The organism is Blautia argi (assembly GCF_003287895.1).
GTDB lineage: Bacteria > Bacillota > Clostridia > Lachnospirales > Lachnospiraceae > Blautia > Blautia argi.
In genome coordinates, this window is the sequence record NZ_CP030280.1 from 680,490 (window position 1) to 699,888 (window position 19,399).

The 19,399-nt window shown below is 41.6% G+C and carries 20 protein-coding genes; 19 read left to right on the forward strand and 1 reads right to left on the reverse strand.

Going from position 1 to position 19,399, the window contains the following annotated elements; genetic code table 11:
• Positions 1–86: 86 nt before the first annotated feature.
• The 3 genes from DQQ01_RS03470 to DQQ01_RS03480 all read left to right on the forward strand — a co-directional run bounded on the left by DQQ01_RS03470 (position 87) and on the right by DQQ01_RS03480 (position 3,446).
• Positions 87–761, forward strand: a complete 675-nt coding sequence (locus DQQ01_RS03470) for a YoaK family protein (protein WP_111918427.1) — start codon at positions 87–89, stop codon at positions 759–761.
• Positions 758–1,678, forward strand: coding sequence for an AraC family transcriptional regulator (locus tag DQQ01_RS03475; RefSeq protein ID WP_111918429.1), 921 nt, complete (start codon positions 758–760; stop codon positions 1,676–1,678). Before DQQ01_RS03470 ends, DQQ01_RS03475 begins: the two co-directional genes overlap by 4 nt.
• A gap of 97 nt (positions 1,679–1,775) precedes the next feature.
• On the forward strand, positions 1,776–3,446 hold the full coding sequence (locus tag DQQ01_RS03480; RefSeq protein ID WP_111918431.1) for an alpha-glucosidase: 1,671 nt from the start codon (positions 1,776–1,778) through the stop codon (positions 3,444–3,446).
• A 67-nt stretch (positions 3,447–3,513) separates the two neighbouring features.
• Here DQQ01_RS03480 and DQQ01_RS03485 read toward each other — a convergent pair whose 3' ends face one another.
• On the reverse strand, positions 3,514–5,415 hold the full coding sequence (locus DQQ01_RS03485; protein ID WP_111918433.1) for a PfkB family carbohydrate kinase: 1,902 nt from the start codon (positions 5,413–5,415) through the stop codon (positions 3,514–3,516).
• Positions 5,416–5,659: 244 nt separating this feature from the next.
• Between DQQ01_RS03485 and DQQ01_RS03490 the strand changes: the two genes are divergently transcribed.
• The 16 genes from DQQ01_RS03490 (at position 5,660) to dnaB (ending at position 19,338) form a co-directional block, all read left to right on the forward strand.
• A complete protein-coding gene (locus DQQ01_RS03490; RefSeq protein ID WP_242980543.1) occupies positions 5,660–6,637 on the forward strand; it encodes a nucleoside hydrolase in 978 nt (325 codons plus the stop codon).
• 56 nt (positions 6,638–6,693) lie between these two features.
• Positions 6,694–8,025, forward strand: coding sequence for a sugar ABC transporter substrate-binding protein (locus tag DQQ01_RS03495; protein WP_162624232.1), 1,332 nt, complete (start codon positions 6,694–6,696; stop codon positions 8,023–8,025).
• A 107-nt stretch (positions 8,026–8,132) separates the two neighbouring features.
• Positions 8,133–8,666 carry a carbohydrate ABC transporter permease gene (locus tag DQQ01_RS16315; RefSeq protein WP_242980545.1) on the forward strand — a complete coding sequence of 178 codons (534 nt, stop codon included), beginning with the start codon at positions 8,133–8,135 and terminating at the stop codon, positions 8,664–8,666.
• Complete coding sequence (locus DQQ01_RS16320) at positions 8,653–8,991, forward strand: carbohydrate ABC transporter permease (RefSeq protein WP_242980546.1); 339 nt, start codon at positions 8,653–8,655, stop codon at positions 8,989–8,991. The genes DQQ01_RS16315 and DQQ01_RS16320 overlap by 14 nt, the downstream gene beginning before the upstream one ends.
• Positions 8,992–8,995: 4 nt before the next feature.
• Positions 8,996–9,844 (forward strand): carbohydrate ABC transporter permease, encoded by an 849-nt coding sequence (locus DQQ01_RS03505; protein WP_111918437.1) that lies wholly within the window; start codon positions 8,996–8,998, stop codon positions 9,842–9,844.
• A 14-nt stretch (positions 9,845–9,858) separates the two neighbouring features.
• Positions 9,859–10,791 (forward strand): ribokinase, encoded by a 933-nt coding sequence (rbsK, locus tag DQQ01_RS03510; RefSeq protein ID WP_111918439.1) that lies wholly within the window; start codon positions 9,859–9,861, stop codon positions 10,789–10,791.
• A gap of 304 nt (positions 10,792–11,095) precedes the next feature.
• Entirely contained in the window at positions 11,096–12,370 is a 1,275-nt protein-coding gene (locus DQQ01_RS03515) for a hypothetical protein (protein WP_111918441.1), read from the forward strand.
• On the forward strand, positions 12,367–13,164 hold the full coding sequence (gene srtB, locus DQQ01_RS03520; protein WP_111918443.1) for a class B sortase: 798 nt from the start codon (positions 12,367–12,369) through the stop codon (positions 13,162–13,164). The genes DQQ01_RS03515 and srtB overlap by 4 nt, the downstream gene beginning before the upstream one ends.
• A gap of 33 nt (positions 13,165–13,197) precedes the next feature.
• Positions 13,198–13,950 carry an NAD-dependent protein deacylase gene (locus DQQ01_RS03525; RefSeq protein ID WP_111918445.1) on the forward strand — a complete coding sequence of 251 codons (753 nt, stop codon included), beginning with the start codon at positions 13,198–13,200 and terminating at the stop codon, positions 13,948–13,950.
• A complete protein-coding gene (locus DQQ01_RS03530) occupies positions 13,947–14,144 on the forward strand; it encodes a DUF951 domain-containing protein (protein WP_111918447.1) in 198 nt (65 codons plus the stop codon). The genes DQQ01_RS03525 and DQQ01_RS03530 overlap by 4 nt, the downstream gene beginning before the upstream one ends.
• Before the next feature lie 101 nt (positions 14,145–14,245).
• Positions 14,246–14,533: a 30S ribosomal protein S6 gene (gene rpsF / locus DQQ01_RS03535; protein ID WP_111918449.1), complete on the forward strand. Its 288-nt coding sequence runs from the start codon at positions 14,246–14,248 to the stop codon at positions 14,531–14,533.
• Between the two features lie 68 nt (positions 14,534–14,601).
• The gene (locus DQQ01_RS03540) at positions 14,602–15,054 is read left to right on the forward strand and encodes a single-stranded DNA-binding protein (RefSeq protein ID WP_111918451.1); all 453 of its coding nucleotides are present in this window, start codon (positions 14,602–14,604) and stop codon (positions 15,052–15,054) included.
• Between the two features lie 34 nt (positions 15,055–15,088).
• Positions 15,089–15,352: a 30S ribosomal protein S18 gene (gene rpsR, locus DQQ01_RS03545; RefSeq protein WP_022268174.1), complete on the forward strand. Its 264-nt coding sequence runs from the start codon at positions 15,089–15,091 to the stop codon at positions 15,350–15,352.
• A 149-nt stretch (positions 15,353–15,501) separates the two neighbouring features.
• The gene (locus DQQ01_RS03550) at positions 15,502–17,547 is read left to right on the forward strand and encodes a DHH family phosphoesterase (protein WP_111918453.1); all 2,046 of its coding nucleotides are present in this window, start codon (positions 15,502–15,504) and stop codon (positions 17,545–17,547) included.
• Positions 17,544–17,990 carry a 50S ribosomal protein L9 gene (gene rplI / locus DQQ01_RS03555; RefSeq protein WP_111918455.1) on the forward strand — a complete coding sequence of 149 codons (447 nt, stop codon included), beginning with the start codon at positions 17,544–17,546 and terminating at the stop codon, positions 17,988–17,990. Before DQQ01_RS03550 ends, rplI begins: the two co-directional genes overlap by 4 nt.
• A 19-nt stretch (positions 17,991–18,009) precedes the next feature.
• Entirely contained in the window at positions 18,010–19,338 is a 1,329-nt protein-coding gene (dnaB, locus tag DQQ01_RS03560; RefSeq protein WP_111918457.1) for a replicative DNA helicase, read from the forward strand.
• Positions 19,339–19,399: the final 61 nt, after the last annotated feature.

Here is a 19,399-nt window from a genome sequence, read left to right on the forward strand (position 1 = left end):
CCCGGGGCTGTTATTGACAAGGGACAGCGACAATCGCTATAATTGAGGGAAAAGCTGTATTTGTATGAAAGAAGGAGATTTCCGCCATGAAACAAACAAAACAAATGTCCGAAACCCATCTTTTGGCAATTTTACTGGCTGTGGTGGGCGGTTTTCTGGACGCTTACACCTATATTTGCAGAGGCCATGTTTTTGCCAATGCCCAGACCGGAAATATTGTGCTTTTGGGACTGCATCTGACCAATCAGGACTGGAAAAAGGCCTTTTATTATTTTGTTCCCATACTGGCGTTTGTACTGGGAATTCTTATCTGTGAAACCATTCAGACCTTTTTTAAATGGAAAAAAGCCATACACTGGAGGCAGCTTGTGGTACTGTTGGAATTAATTTGCCTGATTTTTGCAGGATTTATGCCTCTTGGGAAAGCAGATACTCTGGTGAACGTTATGGTTTCCTTTGTATGTGCCCTGCAGGTAGAGGCATTCCGCAAAATGAACGGAAATTCTTATGCCACGACCATGTGTACCGGAAATCTGCGCAGCGCCACAGAAAATCTTTACCGTTATCTGGAAACCAAAAATAAACATTGTCTGAAAAACAGTCTGCAGTATTACAATGTGATTGTATTCTTTATTGCAGGCGCGGCAGTGGGAAGCTGCCTGACGCTGCGCATGGGCGCCCATGCCGTATGGGTAAGCTGCATCGGGCTTCTGGCTGTTTTTCTTGCCATGTTTCACAGCCGACAGGAGAAAGAAGCATGAGAAAAGACACGTCGGATTTAAAAGAACAGAAAGACCATGGAACCGCCATATTTCCCTGTGGGCTTTATGAGGTAAAGGAGTCATGCAGGTGGAGAGGGGTCAGGCACCACTGGCACGATGAAATAGAAATTCTCTATTTTGCAAAAGGGGAGTTTCTGCTTCATGTGAATATGGAAACCTTTTCCATACAGGAGGAATGTTTTTACTTTATCAATCCCGGAGAACTTCATTCCATTGAGCCGCGGACAAGAGGAAAAGAGTTTGCCGTATTGTTTCACCCCTGTATTTTGGGCTTTGAGTCCTGTGACAGGGCGCAGACAGGTCTGATGCAGCTTCTGCTGCAGGGAAGTATGGGGTTTCCACGGTGCCTGGACAGCCATTCCCCGGTTTTTGACCGGGTGCGTCGGGAATATATGGAAATTCTTCGCACTTTTCACGAAGATGGATATTTTCAGCGGGAAGATGAACAGACAGTAACAGAAAAATTTTCCTCACAGCTGTTTATACGGGCAGGTCTTCTGGGGATACTGGGCGTACTTGCGGATTCTGCCCTGCTTGTCAGGACAGAAAAGGAATTTGACTACAGAGTAGAACTCATTAAATCCTCCCTGGAATTTATCCGCAGACATTATCAGGAAAAACTCTATGTCCGGGATTTGGCGTGTCAGGTGAATATGAATGAGCAGTATTTCTGTCGTTTTTTCAAAAAAGCCCTTGGAAAATCACCGATTTCCTATTTGAATGAATACCGGATTAAACAGGCAATGCTTCTTTTGCAGACCACAGACATGCCGGTTATGGACATTTGTCTGGATTGCGGCTTTAATAATCTGGGGAATTTTCTGCGGGAATTTAAGAAGAATACAGGTCTTACGCCTCTTCAATATCGTAAGTGCCATGCTGAGAAAAAGTCATAATATCGTAGTTTTAAATCAAATATTCGTAGGATTTTTATGGAATTGCACATTATAATAAAGGCCATAGGAAACAACGGAATTGACGGAGGTATCAGAGATGACAAGAAAATGGTGGCATGATAAGGTTGCCTATCAGATTTATCCCAAGAGTTTTTATGATTCCAATGGGGACGGAATCGGAGATATACCGGGAATTATCAGCAAGCTGGATTATTTAAAAGAACTGGGTGTGGACATTGTGTGGATTTCTCCCATGTATCCATCACCCTTTGCAGACCAGGGTTATGATATTTCCGATTATTACAATATTGACCCTGCTTTCGGTACTCTTGAAGATATGGAACACCTGATTGAAGAAGCGAAAAAACGGGACATGTATATTTTAATGGACCTTGTGGTAAATCACTGTTCTGATGAGCATGAATGGTTTGAAAAGGCATGTGAAGACCCAGAAGGAAAATACGGAAACTTCTTTTACATAGAAGATCGCAAAGAGGGAGAATTGCCCTGCAACTGGAGAAGTTATTTCGGAGGTTCTGTGTGGGAATCGCTGCCGGGAAGAGCAGACAAGCAGTATTTCCATGCGTTTCATAAAAAACAGCCGGATTTAAACTGGGAAAATCCGGAGGTCAGAGAAGAGGTTTACAAGAATATAAACTGGTGGCTGGATAAGGGACTGGGTGGTTTCCGTGTGGACGCCATTATTAACATCAAGAAAAAGCTGCCGTTTCAGGATTATCCCACAGACCGGGAGGACGGATTAAGTGATATGGGGCTTATGCTTGCAGACGCAGAAGGTGTAGGAGAATTTCTGGGAGAAATGCAGAAACGCACCTTTCAGCTTCACGATGCATTTTCTGTAGGAGAAGTATTTAACGAAAAAGAAGAGGAAATCCCGGATTTTATAGGGGATAACGGATATTTTTCTTCTATTTTTGACTTTTCCACAACTTCCTGGGGGAAAAACGATAAAGGCTGGTATGCGAACGAGCGCATTACTCCTGATGCGTATAAAAAATGCTATTTTAACGCACAGAAGAGAGCCGGTGACATTGGCTTTTATTCCAATATTATTGAAAACCATGATGAGCCAAGAGGCGTAAGCTACTATATTCCGGAAGGTGATGTTTCTGACGAAAGCAAGAAAATGCTGGCAACCCTGTATTTCCTGATGAGAGGTTTGCCGTTTATTTACCAGGGACAGGAAATTGGTATGGAGAATCTGGGAGTGGTTCCTCTTGAGAAAATTGACGATATCAGCGCTTTAGACCAGTATCGGGTCTGTGTAGAAGCCGGCTATACACCTGAAGAGGCTTTGAAAATTGTGTCTGTTTACAGCAGGGATAATGCCAGAACTCCGGTGCAGTGGAATAACAGGGAGCATGCCGGTTTTACTACAGGCACACCATGGCTTATGGTAAATCCCAACTATACCAGAATTAATGTGGAAGCACAGGAGAATGATGAAAATTCTGTTCTTGCCTTTTATAAAAAGCTGGTTGCCCTTAGGAAAAGCCCGGAATACAAAGAAACCTTTGTGTATGGAGAGGTGATTCCTTTTGAAGAAGAACGCCACAATCTTATGGCTTATCAAAGAAAAGCGGATAAAGATGTATTGGTAATCGGTAATTTCCAGAGAGAAAAACAGAGCGTAACCCTGCCAAAAGAGATGGAGAAGGTTCTGTTGAACAATTATCCGGATATGGAAATAAAAGGCAGGGAACTGACCCTGGAAGGATACCAGGCAGTAGTGTTGGAAATGAAATAAATTTATAGTTGCAGAAATGAAAAAATCCGAAAAGAATTCACAAAAGGAGAGTTCTTTTCGGATTTTTTTACTTAAGCAGTTCCGGTTCAAGATTTTTTATATGAGTTTCCAGGGTGTTGCGGTCAACCAGGGCAGGAACAACCCCTTGTCTGGAAACACAGAAACCTGCGGCATATGTGGCAATACGAATGGATTTTTCCAGAGAATAACCTTCAATTAGAAAAGAAGCCAGCGCAGAAATAAAAGCATCGGCGCCGCCGGTAGTATCAATGGAAACAAAGTCAGCAGAGGGAAAATATTTTGCCTTTTCTGCAGTTTTCAGATAGCAGCCTTCATGTCCAAGGGTAATAATAACAATTTTTACCCCTTTTTGAAAAAAGTATTCAGCTTGCCCTTCTATGGTGTTGTACTGAGGACACAGGGCAGCGGCTTCTTTGCGGTTAGGTATAAAAATATCTGTGTTTTTTAAAAGCTGATCAGGTATTGTTTTCAGAGCAGCAGGTTTTACAATATTTTGCGCTCCGTATTTCCGGGCAATTTTAGCAGCTTCCAGGACAGTTTCAAGAGGAATTTCCGTAGAAAGCAGACAAAAGCCGGTATTTTCAAAAAGATGCTGCCTCTTTTGAATATCTTCCGGATTTAAATTTCCGTTTGCACCGGACATGATGGTAATAGTTCCCTCACCATTTCGCTCAATATAGATATAAGCTTTGCCGGTCTGTGTTTTCATGTCCCTATGAACGCCCTGAGTAGCCACCTGTTCTTTTTCTAAAATATCAAATATAAAGTTGGAATCAGAATCATTGCCGATTTCTCCTATCAGAGAAACCTCTCGCCCCAGCTTCGCAGCTCCAACAGCCTGGTTGGCACCTTTTCCTCCAAGCGTGGTGGTAGAACTCAGTATCGTGGTGGTTTTCCCTGCCTGGGGTAGCCAGTCTACATTAAACGTGATATCCATATTGATACTTCCCACTACCACAATTTTTTTTGAACGAAAGAAAGAAGGAATATCCAAACTGTCTTCATTGTCAAAACAATAGGGAGAAGTAAAGGTATATTCGGATTTTTCAGCCTCTTTTTTTTCACATTTTTGGATTAAGTTTTTGCATACATAGTACCCAAATTCGCGGTAAGGAATTTTGATACTGGAAATGTGAGGGAATGAAACTGTTTCTCTCACATCATCTTTTAGACTTACTATGGACAAGTCCGAAGGCACATAATAGTGCATTTTATTCATTTGTTCGTATAGAGTCAAAGAAGAAGCAAAATGTGAACTGGCAATTCCTGAAAATCCATAATTCAGTATTCGGGAACAACAGGCCGGGTCTGAGATATAGAGCTTCATATTATCATGGTAAGGAATTTGATAATCGAAAAGACATTCCTTAAATCCTTCAAATACCATATCGGAACGTCTGCTTTTTTCCTTCAAAAGGCAGGCAATTTTGCTGTGTTTATATTCTAATAGCTTTTGGGTGAGAATATATCCCATGGTTTTAAAGTCTATATTATAAGCAGATAGAGTATAAGGTGCATTTATATAACAGACAGAAATATTCTGTTCTGTAAAATAATGTTCGTATTGAAGGCTGTTTTTATCTGCCGGTTCCCAGAGCACTCCATCTACGTTATTTTTGCACAGAGAGGTAATATGCTTTAATTCAATGTTTGTATCATTTTGGCTGTCAAGAAGCAAGATGTTATACCCCTGCTCTTGTGCTGCCTGGAGAATACCATTCAGCAGTAGATTCGTTTGTGAGGTTGTGCGTAACAGAACCCCCAGCAGGAATCGTTTGGCATTGGATATATTTTTTACCGTGGCATAAGGTGTATAGTTATATTCTTTTACAATTTTCAGTACCCGGTTGCACGTTTCAGGATTGATATTTTGCGCCTTGTTGTTGATGACTTTAGAAACTGTCGAAATAGAAACACCAGCCAGGTTAGCAATTTCTTTAATGGTCATAAGAGAAACCTCGTTGTAAGTTTTTTTCTATTATGAAGGATAAGGAAAAATTTGTCAATGCAGAAATGAAGGGCAGTTGTAAAAATGCATAAAAATAAAAGCGATAAAATGGAATTAATTAACAAAAATGCAAAAACATATTGACAGGGAAATGGAATATGAGTATTCTATGTGTATAGGAAAAAGGTTTAGGAAAATGATTTCCTAATACGTAATGACATAAGAATGAGAAAGGAGAAACGCAATGAAAGAAGAAATACAAAGGAGTTGGGAAGAATTTACCAGTGCAAGAGCAAAGGAGAAAAGTAAGATTGATAACGCAAAACTTATTATGAAGTTAGAAAAGCCAAAAGGAAAGGTAGATGTAGTAATTGATACAGATACATACAATGAAATTGATGATCAGTTTGCAGTGGCGTATTTAATAAAATCAGATGACAAGCTTAATCTAAAAGCAATATATGCAGCTCCATTTCACAATGAGAAATCCACCGGACCGGCAGATGGTATGGAGAAAAGCTATCAGGAAATTATGAACATTCTTACATTGCTGGAGAGAGAAGACTTAAAAGCCAATGTATATAAGGGTTCAACTGCATATATGCCATCTGAAACAGAACCAGTAATATCTGAAGCAGCCAAAGACTTAGCGGAAAGAGCTATGCGGTATACAGAGGAGGATCCGTTATATGTGATTGCGATAGGCGCTATTACGAATGTGTCTTCTGCACTTTTATTGAATCCGGAAATAAAAAATAGAATGGTATTAATCTGGTTAGGCGGAAATGCTATTCACTGGCCTCATAATAGAGAGTTTAATCTGTTTCAAGATGTGGCAGGAGCCAGAATTGTATTTGGGTGTGGGGTTCCATTGGTTCAGCTGCCCTGTATGGGAGTTGTATCTGCCTTTACTACAAGCGGTCCGGAACTGGAGTATCACCTCAGAGGGAAAAACAAGCTTTGTGATTACTTGGTAGATGTTACGACAAAAGAGGCACTGGAATGTTATGGAGGCTCTACGTGGACAAGGCCGATTTGGGACGTGACAGCAGTAGCATGGCTGCTTGATGGGGATTTTGAGGAGGATTGTCTGATACATAGCCCGATTCCGGAATATGATGACAGATATGCCTTTGATAACAATCGCCATTTTATAAAATATGTGTACCATATTAAGCGAGATAATCTTTTTGCGGATTTGTTTGAAAAACTTGCAAAATAAACAGGAAAGCAAGGGGATAGATGGAGAAGTATTTAAAGAAAAGGAGATATGGGAATATGAGAGCAAGAAAAATATTGACATTAACAACAGTAAGTACAATGATTGCAGCATCATTAAGTTTTACAGGGTGTGGAAACGCGGAAAGCAGCGACGGCAAAGCGACATCTAAGGGGGATTCAGACAGCGTGACTTTAAAGTGGGTTTCTCAGGGACCTGGCGAGGACTCCTGGGAAGGTCTTACAAAGCCCATATTGGAAGAATACGAAAAGGAAACAGGTGTGCATATTGATGCGGAATTCTATTCTTTCAATGATTTGTTTGAGGTTATAGAAACAAAAGCCGCAGCAGGAAATGCAGACTTTGATGTGATGAGTGTTGACGTTACCTATATTGCCAAATATGGCACCAGTGGATATCTGGAACCATTGGATAAGTATTTTACTGATGAAGACAAAGCAAAATGGGATTCTGCTTCTTATCAGGCCGGAGTTTGGGAAGATACGATGTATGCGGCGCCAGAAAATACTTCTACACAGGTACTATATTATAATAAAACATTGCTTGATGAGGCGGGCATTGTAATTCCTGAAAACGATGAGAATCATCGACTTACATATGATCAGATAGCAGATTTAGCAAAACAGGCATTGGAAAAACTGGATCCAGATGGAACAGAGGGATTGATTGGCTTCGATTTCCAACAGGTAAGTCGTGTATATCAGATGAATATGCTTGCCAATGCTATGGGAGGTAAAAATATCAGTGATGATGGATACTCATTAGATGGCGTTGTCAATACAAAACCATGGATTGATGCCATGACCTGGTATCAGGACTTAGTAAATGCGGGTATTGCTTCCAAGGGGTATGATGCAGATCAGCTGGGCGAACAATTCTATGCAGGTAAGATGTTATTTATGGTTGGCGGAACCTGGACGCCATCAGGTATGAAGGTTGATGATGAAATTGAATGTACATATGCACCATGCTTTGAAGGATTTGAAGACAAGGCGGCAACATCTACAGGAAGTTGGTATTTTGGTATTAATTCTAATTCGAAAAATAAAGATGCGGCGGCAGACTTTATTAAATGGTTTACCTTGGAAAAAGGAAATGATATGTGGTTAGAGGTAAACGGAGATGTACCTAGCCGTTTGGATAAGCAGGAAGAGATAAAGAACGATCCAGATGCTTCTAAGGATATGAAAATAGCGGCATATGAAGCAGCAAACACTGCTGTACCACGTGCGGTAACGCCTGTTTTTGGTGAGTACTCTACCGTATTAGATCAGGCCTGGGAAGATGTTCGGAACGGTGCAGATGTAGAGGAAACCTTGGAGAATGCAATAGAACAGTTTGAATCCGCTACAGCGGCATATAAAAAATAAGGAATGATGTGAGATGGCGGTATATCCTGACCGGTATTCCGCCATTTCTTTGATGAAACAGATAAAATCTGACAGGTTGTTTTGATTTGGAAAGACAGGAGGATACTATGGGTGGTGTCTACATTAAAAATAAATGGCTTCCGTATCTTTTAATACTGCCAACAATTATTTTGATTTGCATATTTAAAATTTATCCTATTATTGACAGTGTTATACAGGGAGTTCTCTCTACAGAGGGGAGTTTTACACTGGAAAATTACAAATTATTATTTGCGGATAAAACATTTTGGAACTCTTTGTGGGTCACTTTGAAGTTTAATCTTATTATTATACCGCTGCAGATTATCATTGCTTTTATTATGGCCATGATTGTCAATGTCAAAGTTCGTGGCATTGAAATTTTCAGAACGGTTTTTTATTTGCCGTTTTGTATTTCATTAACCATTGCAACTGTTATCTGGCAGATGATGTTGAATGTGAATAACGGAGTAATCAATAGTGTGCTTGGGATTTTAGGTATTCGTCCCATCGGATTTCTTATTGATAAAAAATGGGCGCTCCTGTCGATTGTTTTAATTGCGTCATGGAGAGGCTGTGCATACTGGATGATGTTTATTTCTGGCAGGATTGAAGGGAATTGATACTGCAGTATATGAGTCAGCTAAAATTGACGGATCGGGTTTTTTCAGTACATTATTTAGAATTACAATTCCTCTTCTGAAAAATACATTACTTTTTGTGGTTATAGCGAATACTACTGCTAACTTTTTGCTTTTTGCGCCCATTCAAATTGCTACAGATGGCGGCCCTCAAGGCAGCACCAATGTGTTAATGTATGAGGCGTATAAGTCAGCGTTTAAATATTCAAACAGACCAAGACAGGCCTGTATTGTGACCATACTGCTGGTGATTGTTGTGCTGGTATGTTTTGTTCAAAATAAGTGTTTGAAAGAAAAGGAGGTATAAGGGTATGACACGGAAGCAAAAAAGAATTACAAAAAAAGTTGTCATATATATAGTGTTGGTAATTATGACGATTGCGTCCTTATTTCCTATTTTCTTTTGTTTATCAGCATCTTTAAGAACACAGGAAGACTTGTTTAGGAATATGTTTCCATTTACGATAAAGTCTTTGATTCCTACTGCGGTTACAGGGGAAAATTACAGCATACTTTTTACAAAGTATGAGTTTTGGCGTCCGATTCTGAATACAATGATTGTTACAGTGGCTTCGATTATTCTGGGCTGTCTTATTAACTCAATGGCGGGATTTGCATTTACCTGTTTTGAATTCAAAGGAAAAAAACTTTTTTATCCACTTGTGTTAATATCGTTTATGGTTCCGTTTGAAGCAATTGCGATTCCGTTGTATAATGTTGCGGACAGTTTTGGAATGGTGGATACTTATGCGGGCATGATAATACCTGCGATTGCAGATGGATTGGTAACCTTTTTGTTTATTCAGTTTTTCAAAGATATTCCGCCGAGTTTGGTAGAGGCAGCACGGGTAGACGGAGCAAAGTGGCCGACGATATTTGCAAAAGTAATTATGCCCATTTCAATTCCGGTATTTGTGACAGCCGGACTTATGATTTTTATGAATCAGTGGAATTCTTATATGTGGCCTCTTTTGGTAGCGCGTTCTAAGGAAATCAGGACAATTCAGATAGCAATCAGTCAGTTCAGCGGAGAGCGTTCTATTCAATGGACATATATCTATGCAGGGTCTATGATATCAGCCATTATTCCAATCTGTCTGTTCCTTCCATTTCAGAAATACTTTGTGGAAGGTATTACGGCAGGAAGCGTGAAAGGATAATAGGAGAGGCCGGTATGAAAAAAATTTTAGTTATTGGAAGTTTAAATTTGGATATGACGGTTCAGGTGGATCATACACCTGCTGTAGGAGAAACGATTCTCAGCAATAAAATGGATATGAATGCAGGCGGCAAAGGAGCAAATCAGGCATGCGCTTTGGGAAAACTGGGAGCAGATGTTACAATGCTGGGCGCAGTTGGAAAAGATATGTATGCAGATATTCAACTTAACAGTCTGAAAGCAGCCGGTGTTCATACTGATAAGATAGTAATAAAAGAAAATACAAGTACAGGTATTGCGCTGATTGCGGTAAATGCAGAAGGAGATAATAGTATCATTGTTGTTTCGGGAGCAAATTCAGATTTATCTAAGCAAGATATCGATAATAATCTGGAGGCGATAAGGGATTGTGATATAGTGATTCTCCAATTAGAAGTGCCGTTGGAAACAGTATGTTATGCCGCAAAAATTGCAAAAGAAATGGGGAAGATGGTGATTTTGGATCCGGCTCCTGTACCAAAAGAATTTCCGGAGGAGCTTTATCAATATTTAGATATTATAAAGCCAAATGAAACAGAATTGGGAATGTTGACCGGAATAAAAGAACCGGAGAGTCATTTGAAAGAGGCGGTTGAGTGCTTGAGGGAGAAAGGTGTTCATAATATCATAGTAACCTTAGGCGAAAAGGGGGTTTATGTAGACTGTAAAACAATGAAAGCAGAATGGATACCTGCAATAAAAGTACATGCTGTGGATACAACAGCTGCCGGAGATTCTTTTACAGCAGCATTAGCCATTATGCTTGCGGAAGGAAAAAGTCTGAGAGAAGCAGTTATATTTGCAAACTATGTTTCGTCTATTGTGGTGACACGAAAAGGGGCACAGACTTCTATTCCTACCTTGGAAGAGGTGAGGTGTTATATCAAATTAAAGGAAACTGCACTATAGTTTTTAAAAAATAATTTTGTTTTCGGTTAGAGCAGGCGTTACATGCCAGTTCGTTTGCAAATGGTTTGACCCGACCGAAAAAATCGTGATAACAAATAAGTCTAAGACCCTCAGAGGCGGCTGCTTCTAGGGGTCTTGTTATTTTTGATGTCTTTTGTGCTTCATCTTATTTTTCCCGTCTGTCTTAAATTTTCTTTTGAAAATTTCCCAAATCCCGCAGAAAAAGAATGACGGAACAGCCCGGGAAATGTTATAATAGACACAATACAAAAAACAGAAAATTTTATATGGGAAGGAGCAGCATATGGGGAAACTTAAGGAAAGCTGCAGCCTGTGCGGCGGGAAGCTGAAAAACGGAATCTGTACAGAGTGTGGTATGGATAACCGTAAAAATGACAGTATGTATAAAAGTATGCTGAATCAGGGGGAACATTATTCGCTTAATACTGCACAGTCGCAGACAGCGGAACGGTCACAGAAAACACAGCCACAGACAGCAGAACAGTCCCGGAGGACGCAGCCGCAGCCAACAGAGCAGTGGCAGCAGGCAGAACAGTCGTACAGGACACAGTATCAGAAAGCAAAAACAGCAGAAAAGGCGGCAAAGGACAGTAGTCAGAAGAAATATCCGAATGCTTCCGGAAACAGAAATATATTTACGTCCGGGCAGCCTTATACACCGCGGCAGTTCACCGGTGCGCAGAAGGGAACAGGCAGAAAAAACGGAGGACTGACGGCGTTTTTTATCGGTATCTTTGCATTGGTTGTGATTTTGAGTCTGGTGGGAATTTTTGAGTCCCAAGAAAGTGAAGACTCCTTTGCAACAGATATTTATGTGGAGAATATACCGGAAGATACACCTGAAAATGGTCAGCGTCCCTCATATGGAGAGGAAGGCTTTGTGGACAATGCAGAAGAACAGCTTTCTCCCATAGGAGCTACCTGGGAAAAGGCGCTTCCGGCAGGACTGTATGTGGTGGGAAGCGACATTCCGGAAGGGGAATATACCATTTCAGGAGGAGAGGGAAATTCCTGCTTTATTCGAGATGTGAAGAACGGCATATATTCTTATTATTCCTTTGGGACACAGGAGTATGATGTGGAAATTGTAGAGAGCGAAAAGCTGTTTAGCGGTGCGGTTGTCAGCGTGACTGGATTTGCGCCTGTTGCTTTTTCCAGCAAGAATGCCCAGAGCGATGCCATGACAGCAAAAATCCCCAATCCGGTTACAGAGAGTGTGGAAATTGAGGCGGAGGCAATTGCTGGAAGAGATTTCCCGCCGGGAATTTATGATGTTGAAGTAATGGAAAACGATTTTGGAATCCTGCAGTTTTCCATGGAGGAGTATGAGGGTAAAGAGCCTCCTTTTCTGGATTCCTCTTTGCTTTTAGAGAAAAATCCCACAGAAAAAAATCCGGAATATTCTGATTCTTATAGAGGTGTTATATTTCCGGAAGGCACAAAGGTTACTACTGACATTACCGTAAAGCTGGTGCCATGCCCGGAGATTGCAGGAACGGATTATCTGGGGATTTATCAGCAGACAGAAACAGAAAATAAAGGACAGGAACAGGAATGAGCAAAAAAAGGAAAAAAAGACGGACAGCAGGAGATATCATACGGAATCTGGTGTTGATTCTGGCCATAGGCGTATTTGCATTCTCGGCATTTCAGCTTGGCAAGATTTTTCTTGAATATAAAGAAGGAACGGACGAATACAACAGAGTAAGAGAATATGTCACTGTAGCGGATACAGAAACAGAGGACAAAGAAGATGCAGAAAATAAGGAGCCGGAAGCGCCAAAGCCATTGCCGCCCCAGGTGGATTTTAACGGTTTAAAGGCAATCAATCCTGAGGTTATCGGTTGGATACAGATAGAAGGTACGTCTATCAGCTATCCCATTATGAAGGGAAAGGATAACGACTACTATCTGAAACACACCTTTGAGGGAAATTATAATGCAGCAGGCTCTATTTTTATTGATTATACCAACAACAGCAATTTTGAAGACTGCAATACTATTATTTACGGACACAATATGAAGAATGGTTCCATGTTCGGGCTTTTGCGAAAGCATTTTAAAGACCGGGAATCCGTCCCGGGGCGCTATATCTGGATTTGCACACCGGACAAAAATTACCGGTATGAGATTTTCAGCAGCCATGTGGTCGATGCAGCAGGAGAAGTATACACCCTGTTCTCTGCTCCGGACCAACAGTTTGCCGCTTATCTGGAAAATATGAAAAGTCAGTCCCTGGTAGATTTTGGAACAGAAGTGACGGAAAAGGATAAGATTATTACGCTGTCCACCTGTACGGGAAATGACGCAACCCGTTTCGTGGTGCAGGCAAAGAGGGAAGGAAGCTATTAGAAAATATCCTGGCACAGGAAAGGAAGGTGCTTTATGGAAGCAATGGAAAAATTAAAACAAATCATTGCCCAAACAGAAAATCTTGTGTTTTTCGGTGGGGCGGGAGTGTCTACAGAAAGTGGGATTCCTGATTTTAGAAGCGTAGACGGTCTGTACCATCAGCAGTGGGACTATCCGCCGGAAACGATTTTAAGTCACACCTTTTTTATGCAGAAGACAGAAGAGTTTTATCGTTTTTACAGGGCGAAGATGTTATGTGATACTGCAAAGCCAAATGCTGCCCATCAGTATCTGGCAGAATTGGAAAAGCAGGGGAAATTAAAGGCAGTGATAACCCAAAATATTGACAATCTGCATCAGATGGCAGGAAGCCGGCGGGTATTGGAACTGCATGGAAGCGTTTACCGGAATTACTGCACAAAGTGCGGTGCGTTTCATGATTTTTCCTATATGAAGCACAGCAGCGGTATACCAAGATGTGAAAAGTGCGGCGGCGTTTTGAAACCGGACGTGGTTTTATATGAGGAAGCGCTGAACCAGCAGACTTTGTCAGAGTCTGTCCGGGCTATTTCAGAGGCAGAGGTGCTTATAATAGGAGGGACGTCTTTGTCTGTATATCCGGCAGCCTCTCTGGTAGATTATTTCAGAGGAAAATATCTGGTGGTGATTAATAAGGACAAAACGCCCAGGGACTCTATGGCAGATTTGGTTATCAACGCTCCCATAGGAGAGGTTTGCAGCTATCTTGCAGATAATAACAGGACAGAAGGAGAAGCAGAATCTTGAATGACAGAAAATTTGATTATGAAGTAGGCGATATTGTGACATTGAAAAAGCAGCACCCTTGCGGCAGCAAGGAGTGGGAAATTCTCCGAGTAGGGGCAGATTTTCGCTTGAAATGTATGGGCTGCGGACATCAGGTCATGCTTGCCAGAAGACTGGTAGAAAAAAACACCAGAGATTTGAAAAAAAATGCTTGAAATCCCTGCCTTTATGTGGTAAAATTGGGTCTTGTGATATATTATTATCCTTGTTCCCTGCTAATCAGGGAGCCAAAAGACCAAAAGGAGGTACAACAAGCATGAACAAATACGAATTAGCATTAGTCGTAAATGCAAAGATTGAAGATGACGCTCGTGCAGCAGTAGTGGAAAAAGCAAAAGGCTACATTGCTCGTTACAACGGAAACGTAACAGAAGTTGAAGAATGGGGCAAGAAAAGATTAGCTTACGAAATCCAGAAAATGCGCGAAGGATACTACTACTTCATTCAGTTCGAAGCTGATGCAGCATGCCCTGCAGAAGTAGAACGTCATATCCGCATTATGGACAACGTATTAAGATATTTAGTTGTGAAAAAAGAGGCTTAATTCTTTTGACCGCACAAAATCGGCTCATTGAAAACCAGCCTTTTATCTGAATTTTATGAGGTGATAAGATGAATAAAGTAATTTTAATGGGTCGTTTAACAAGAGATCCTGAGGTAAGATATTCCGCAGGGGAAAATTCAATGGCGATTGCCAGATATACACTGGCTGTTGACCGTCGTTTCAAAAGGGACGGAGAAGCGACCGCTGATTTTATCGGCTGTGTGGCTTTCGGAAGACAGGCAGAATTTGCAGAGAGATATTTCCGTCAGGGAATCCGTATTGTAGTAACCGGACGTATCCAGACCGGAAGCTACACAAACAGAGATGGCAACAAGGTATACACTACAGACGTGGTGGTGGAAGAGCAGGAATTTGCGGAGAGCAAGTCCGTAAGCGACAGCCATGTAGGACATGCTTCTATGGGAGCGCCTGCACAGTCAGCGCCTTCTCCAAGCGTTGCATCAGCAGACGGATTTATGAATATTCCGGACGGAATTGATGAGGAGCTGCCATTTAGCTAAGGCGGGCAGTGATATTGATAGGAGGTAAATAATCATGGCTTACGAAAAAGGTAATAGACCGGATTCTCCAATGAAGAGAAGAGGCGGACGCAGAAGAAAAAAAGTTTGCGTGTTCTGCGGACAGGAAAATAACGAAATCAGCTATAAGGACGCAAATAAGCTGAAAAGATATGTATCTGAAAGAGGTAAAATTCTTCCTAGAAGAATCACAGGAAACTGTGCAAAACATCAGAGAGCTTTAACAGTAGAAATCAAGAGAGCAAGACATCTGGCAATTATGCCATACGTTCAGGACTAATTGAAACTACGGGCGCACTGCTTCGGCAGTGCGCTTTTTGCGTTGCAGGAATTTCTTGTGTAAAATTCTAAAAGATGTTATAATAAATCAAATTGTTACTTATCAATCAAAAGATGTCACTCTTTTGGAATTTATCGGCAGGTGAAGAGATGAATGGAAAATTAAGAATTAAAGGTCAACTGAAATTTTATATGCAGTGGCCCTTCATTCTGACTATAGTGCTGCTGGTTATGGATATACTGGTATTTACCGTAAATGTAAAGGCGGGAGCTCTGGTAACAGGATTTCTTGCAGTGTATATTCTGATTGCGGTTTTTATGTATTTCCACAGCAGGGCCGTTATTATGAACGAGCTGATTTCCTTTGCCACCCAGTACGGACAGGTGCAGAAAAGCTTATTAAATGAGTTTATTGTGCCTTATGCCCTGTTAGACTGCAGAGGAAAAATCTTATGGCTGAATGAAGAATTTGCAAAACTGACAGGAAAGAATAAGCGGTATAGAAAAAGTATTACTACCCTGTTTCCTGAAATCAGTCAGGAAAGACTTCCCAGAGGGGAAGACGCAGAGATTATGTTTCATTTTGAGGAAAGAGATTATAAGGCAGTGATGCGCCCGATTTCCATGAAAAAGCTGCTGGAGGAATCAGGGCTTTTGGAAATCGAGGAAGGAAATGATTTGATTGCCTGTTATCTCTTTGATGAAACAGAGTTGAATCAGTATATTCGTCAGAAGGAAGATGAAAAGCTGGTAACAGGACTTCTGTACCTGGATAATTATGACGAGGCGTTAAACAGTGTAGAGGAGGTCAGAAGATCCCTTCTGGTAGCACTTATTGAGAGGAAGCTGAACAAGTATTTCAGTGATGTGGATGCATTGATAAAAAAGTTGGAAAAGGACAAGTTCATTCTTGTTATGCGTCAGCGTTCTCTGGAGGAATTAAAGAAAAAACGCTTTAATATCCTGGAAGAGGTAAAAACTGTCAATATTGGAAATGATATGGCAGTGACTATCAGTATTGGGATTGGTATCAATGCGCCAACCTATGCACAGAATTATGAATACTCCAGGATTGCCATTGATTTGGCTCTGGGGCGAGGCGGCGACCAGGTGGTTATCAAGGATAAGGATCAGATGACTTATTTCGGTGGCAAATCTCAGCAAATGGGCAAAAATACCCGTGTAAAGGCAAGAGTAAAGGCACATGCCCTGCGAGAATTTATGGTGAGCAAGGATAAGGTTGTAGTTATGGGACATAAAATTTCTGATGTGGACTCCATTGGAGCCGGAATCGGAATTTACCGGGCAGCGAAGTCCCTGAATAAAAGGGCACATATTGTTGTAAACCATCCCACCATGTCTGTGCGCCCAATTATAGAGAATTTCCTGAGAAATCCGGATTATGATGAGCATATGTTCATCGATAATGATGAGGCAAAGGAAATTGTGGATAATAACACAGTTGTTGTGGTTGTGGATACCAATAAACCAAGCTATACAGAGTGTGAGGAGCTGCTTCATAAGACAAAGACCATTGTTGTACTCGACCATCACCGCCAGGGCAGCGAGGTGATTCAGAATGCAGTGCTGTCTTATATTGAGCCTTATGCATCTTCTGCCTGCGAAATGGTAGCAGAGATTCTGCAGTATTTTTCAGATGATATCAGAATCTACAACATTGAGGCAGATGCGCTGTATTCCGGTATTATTATTGATACCAACAATTTTACTGCCAAAACAGGTGTGCGTACCTTTGAAGCAGCCGCATTTTTGCGTAGATGCGGCGCAGATGTAACCAGAGTGCGCAAAATGTTCAGAGATGATGTAAAATCCTACAGAGCAAAGGCGGAAGCGATTCGCCATGTAGAAACTTATAAAAACTGCTTTGCCATTGCCGTATGCCCAAGTGAAGGCATTGACAGCCCTACAGTAGTGGCTTCTCAGGCAGCTAATGAGCTTTTAAATGTGGACAGCATAAAAGCCAGCTTTGTACTCACCGATTATCAGGAAAAAATCTTTATCAGTGCAAGAGCTATTGATGAAGTCAATGTACAGCTTATTATGGAAAAAATGGGCGGAGGCGGTCATATTAATATGGCAGGAGCCCAGCTTCCGGGTGCAACCGTAGAAGAGGCAATCCGGAAGTTAAAGGCAACACTTGACCAGATGATAAAAGAAGGAGATATAGAGGTATGAAAGTAATACTGATAGAAGACGTAAAATCTTTAGGCAAAAAAGGACAGATGGTAAACGTAAGCAACGGATATGCAAGAAACATGCTGTTTCCGAAGAAATTAGGCGTGGAAGCAACACCGAAAAATATCAATGATCTGAAACTTCAGAAGGCCCATGAGGATAAGGTAGCAAAGGAAAACCTGGAGGCTGCGAAGAAGTTCAAAGAAGAACTGGAAACCAAGCAGGTGACAGTCAGCATTAAAGTGGGGGAGAATGGCAGAACCTTTGGCTCTGTATCCACAAAGGAAATTTCAGAAGCAGCAAAGGCACAGCTTGGTTATGAGATTGATAAGAAAAAAATGCAGCTTGCAAACCCGATCAGAGAGTTGGGAACAACCATGGTTCCCGTGAAATTGCACCCACAGGTAACGGCGGAATTAAAAGTTGTGGTAAAAGAAGCGTAAGAAGGGAGTTTCTGCCAAGATGGAAGAAGCACTGATTAAGAGAATCCTGCCTCACAGTATGGAGGCAGAGCAGTCAGTCATTGGCTCTATGATTATGAGCAGGGACGCCATTGTGGAGGCGTCTGAGCTGATTACCGGGGCAGATTTCTACCAGCAGCAGTATGGGATTGTGTTTGAAGCCATGGTAGAGCTTCACGATGAAGGAAAGGCTGTAGACCTTGTAACTTTGCAGGAGCGGCTGAAGGAAAAGGATTTGCCGCCGGAAATCTCCAGCATGGAATTTGTCCGGGATCTTCTGGCAGCAGTTCCTACCTCAGCCAATGTAAAATACTATGCCGAAATCGTAGCAGAAAAATCCATGCTGCGGAAGTTGATTAAGACCACAGAGGAAATCAGCAATGCCTGTTATCTGGGCAAGGAGAAAACCCAGGATATTCTGGAAGTAACGGAAAAGAAAATCTTTGATTTGGTGCAGAACCGGGGCAGTGAGGAATTTGTTCCCATTCGTCAGGTGGTGCTAAATGCCATTGAAAAGATTGAGAAAGCCTCCAGAACCCAGGGAAGCGTAACCGGCATTCCCACAGGCTTTATTGACCTGGATTATAAGATGTCCGGCTTTCAGCCCTCGGATTTGATTCTGGTTGCTGCCAGACCCTCTATGGGAAAAACGGCGTTTGTACTGAATATTGCTCAGTATATGGCTTTTCACAGCAATGTAACCACAGCGATTTTCAGCCTGGAAATGTCAAAGGAGCAGCTTGTCAACCGTCTTCTGGCTCTGGAATCCAAGGTGGATTCCCAGAATATTCGAACCGGTAATCTGGAAGACGAGGAGTGGGCAAAGCTTATTGAAGGCGCCAACATTATCGGAAAGTCCAATCTGATTATTGACGATAAGCCGGGTATTTCTATTTCTGAGTTGCGTTCCAAATGCAGAAAGTACAAGATGGAGCATAATCTGGGTGTGATTTTTATTGACTACCTGCAGCTTATGACAGGAAGTGGAAGAAGTGAGTCCAGACAGCAGGAGATTTCGGAGATTTCCCGTTCTCTGAAGGCATTGGCAAGAGAACTGAATGTGCCTGTGGTGGCGCTTTCCCAGTTGAGCCGTGCCGTAGAACAACGCCCGGATCACAGACCCATGCTTTCAGACCTTCGAGAGTCCGGAGCCATTGAGCAGGACGCCGATGTGGTTATGTTTATTTATCGTGATGATTATTACAACAAGGATTCCGAGAATAAAAATATTGCGGAAATCATTATAGCAAAACAGAGAAACGGTCCTATTGGTACGGTAAATCTGGTTTGGCTGCCAAATTATACAAAGTTTGTAAATATGAAAAAGTAGAAGAGGCTATGGCATAAGCTGCATATCATTTTGTGCCATAGCCTCTTTTGTTATGCTTTGG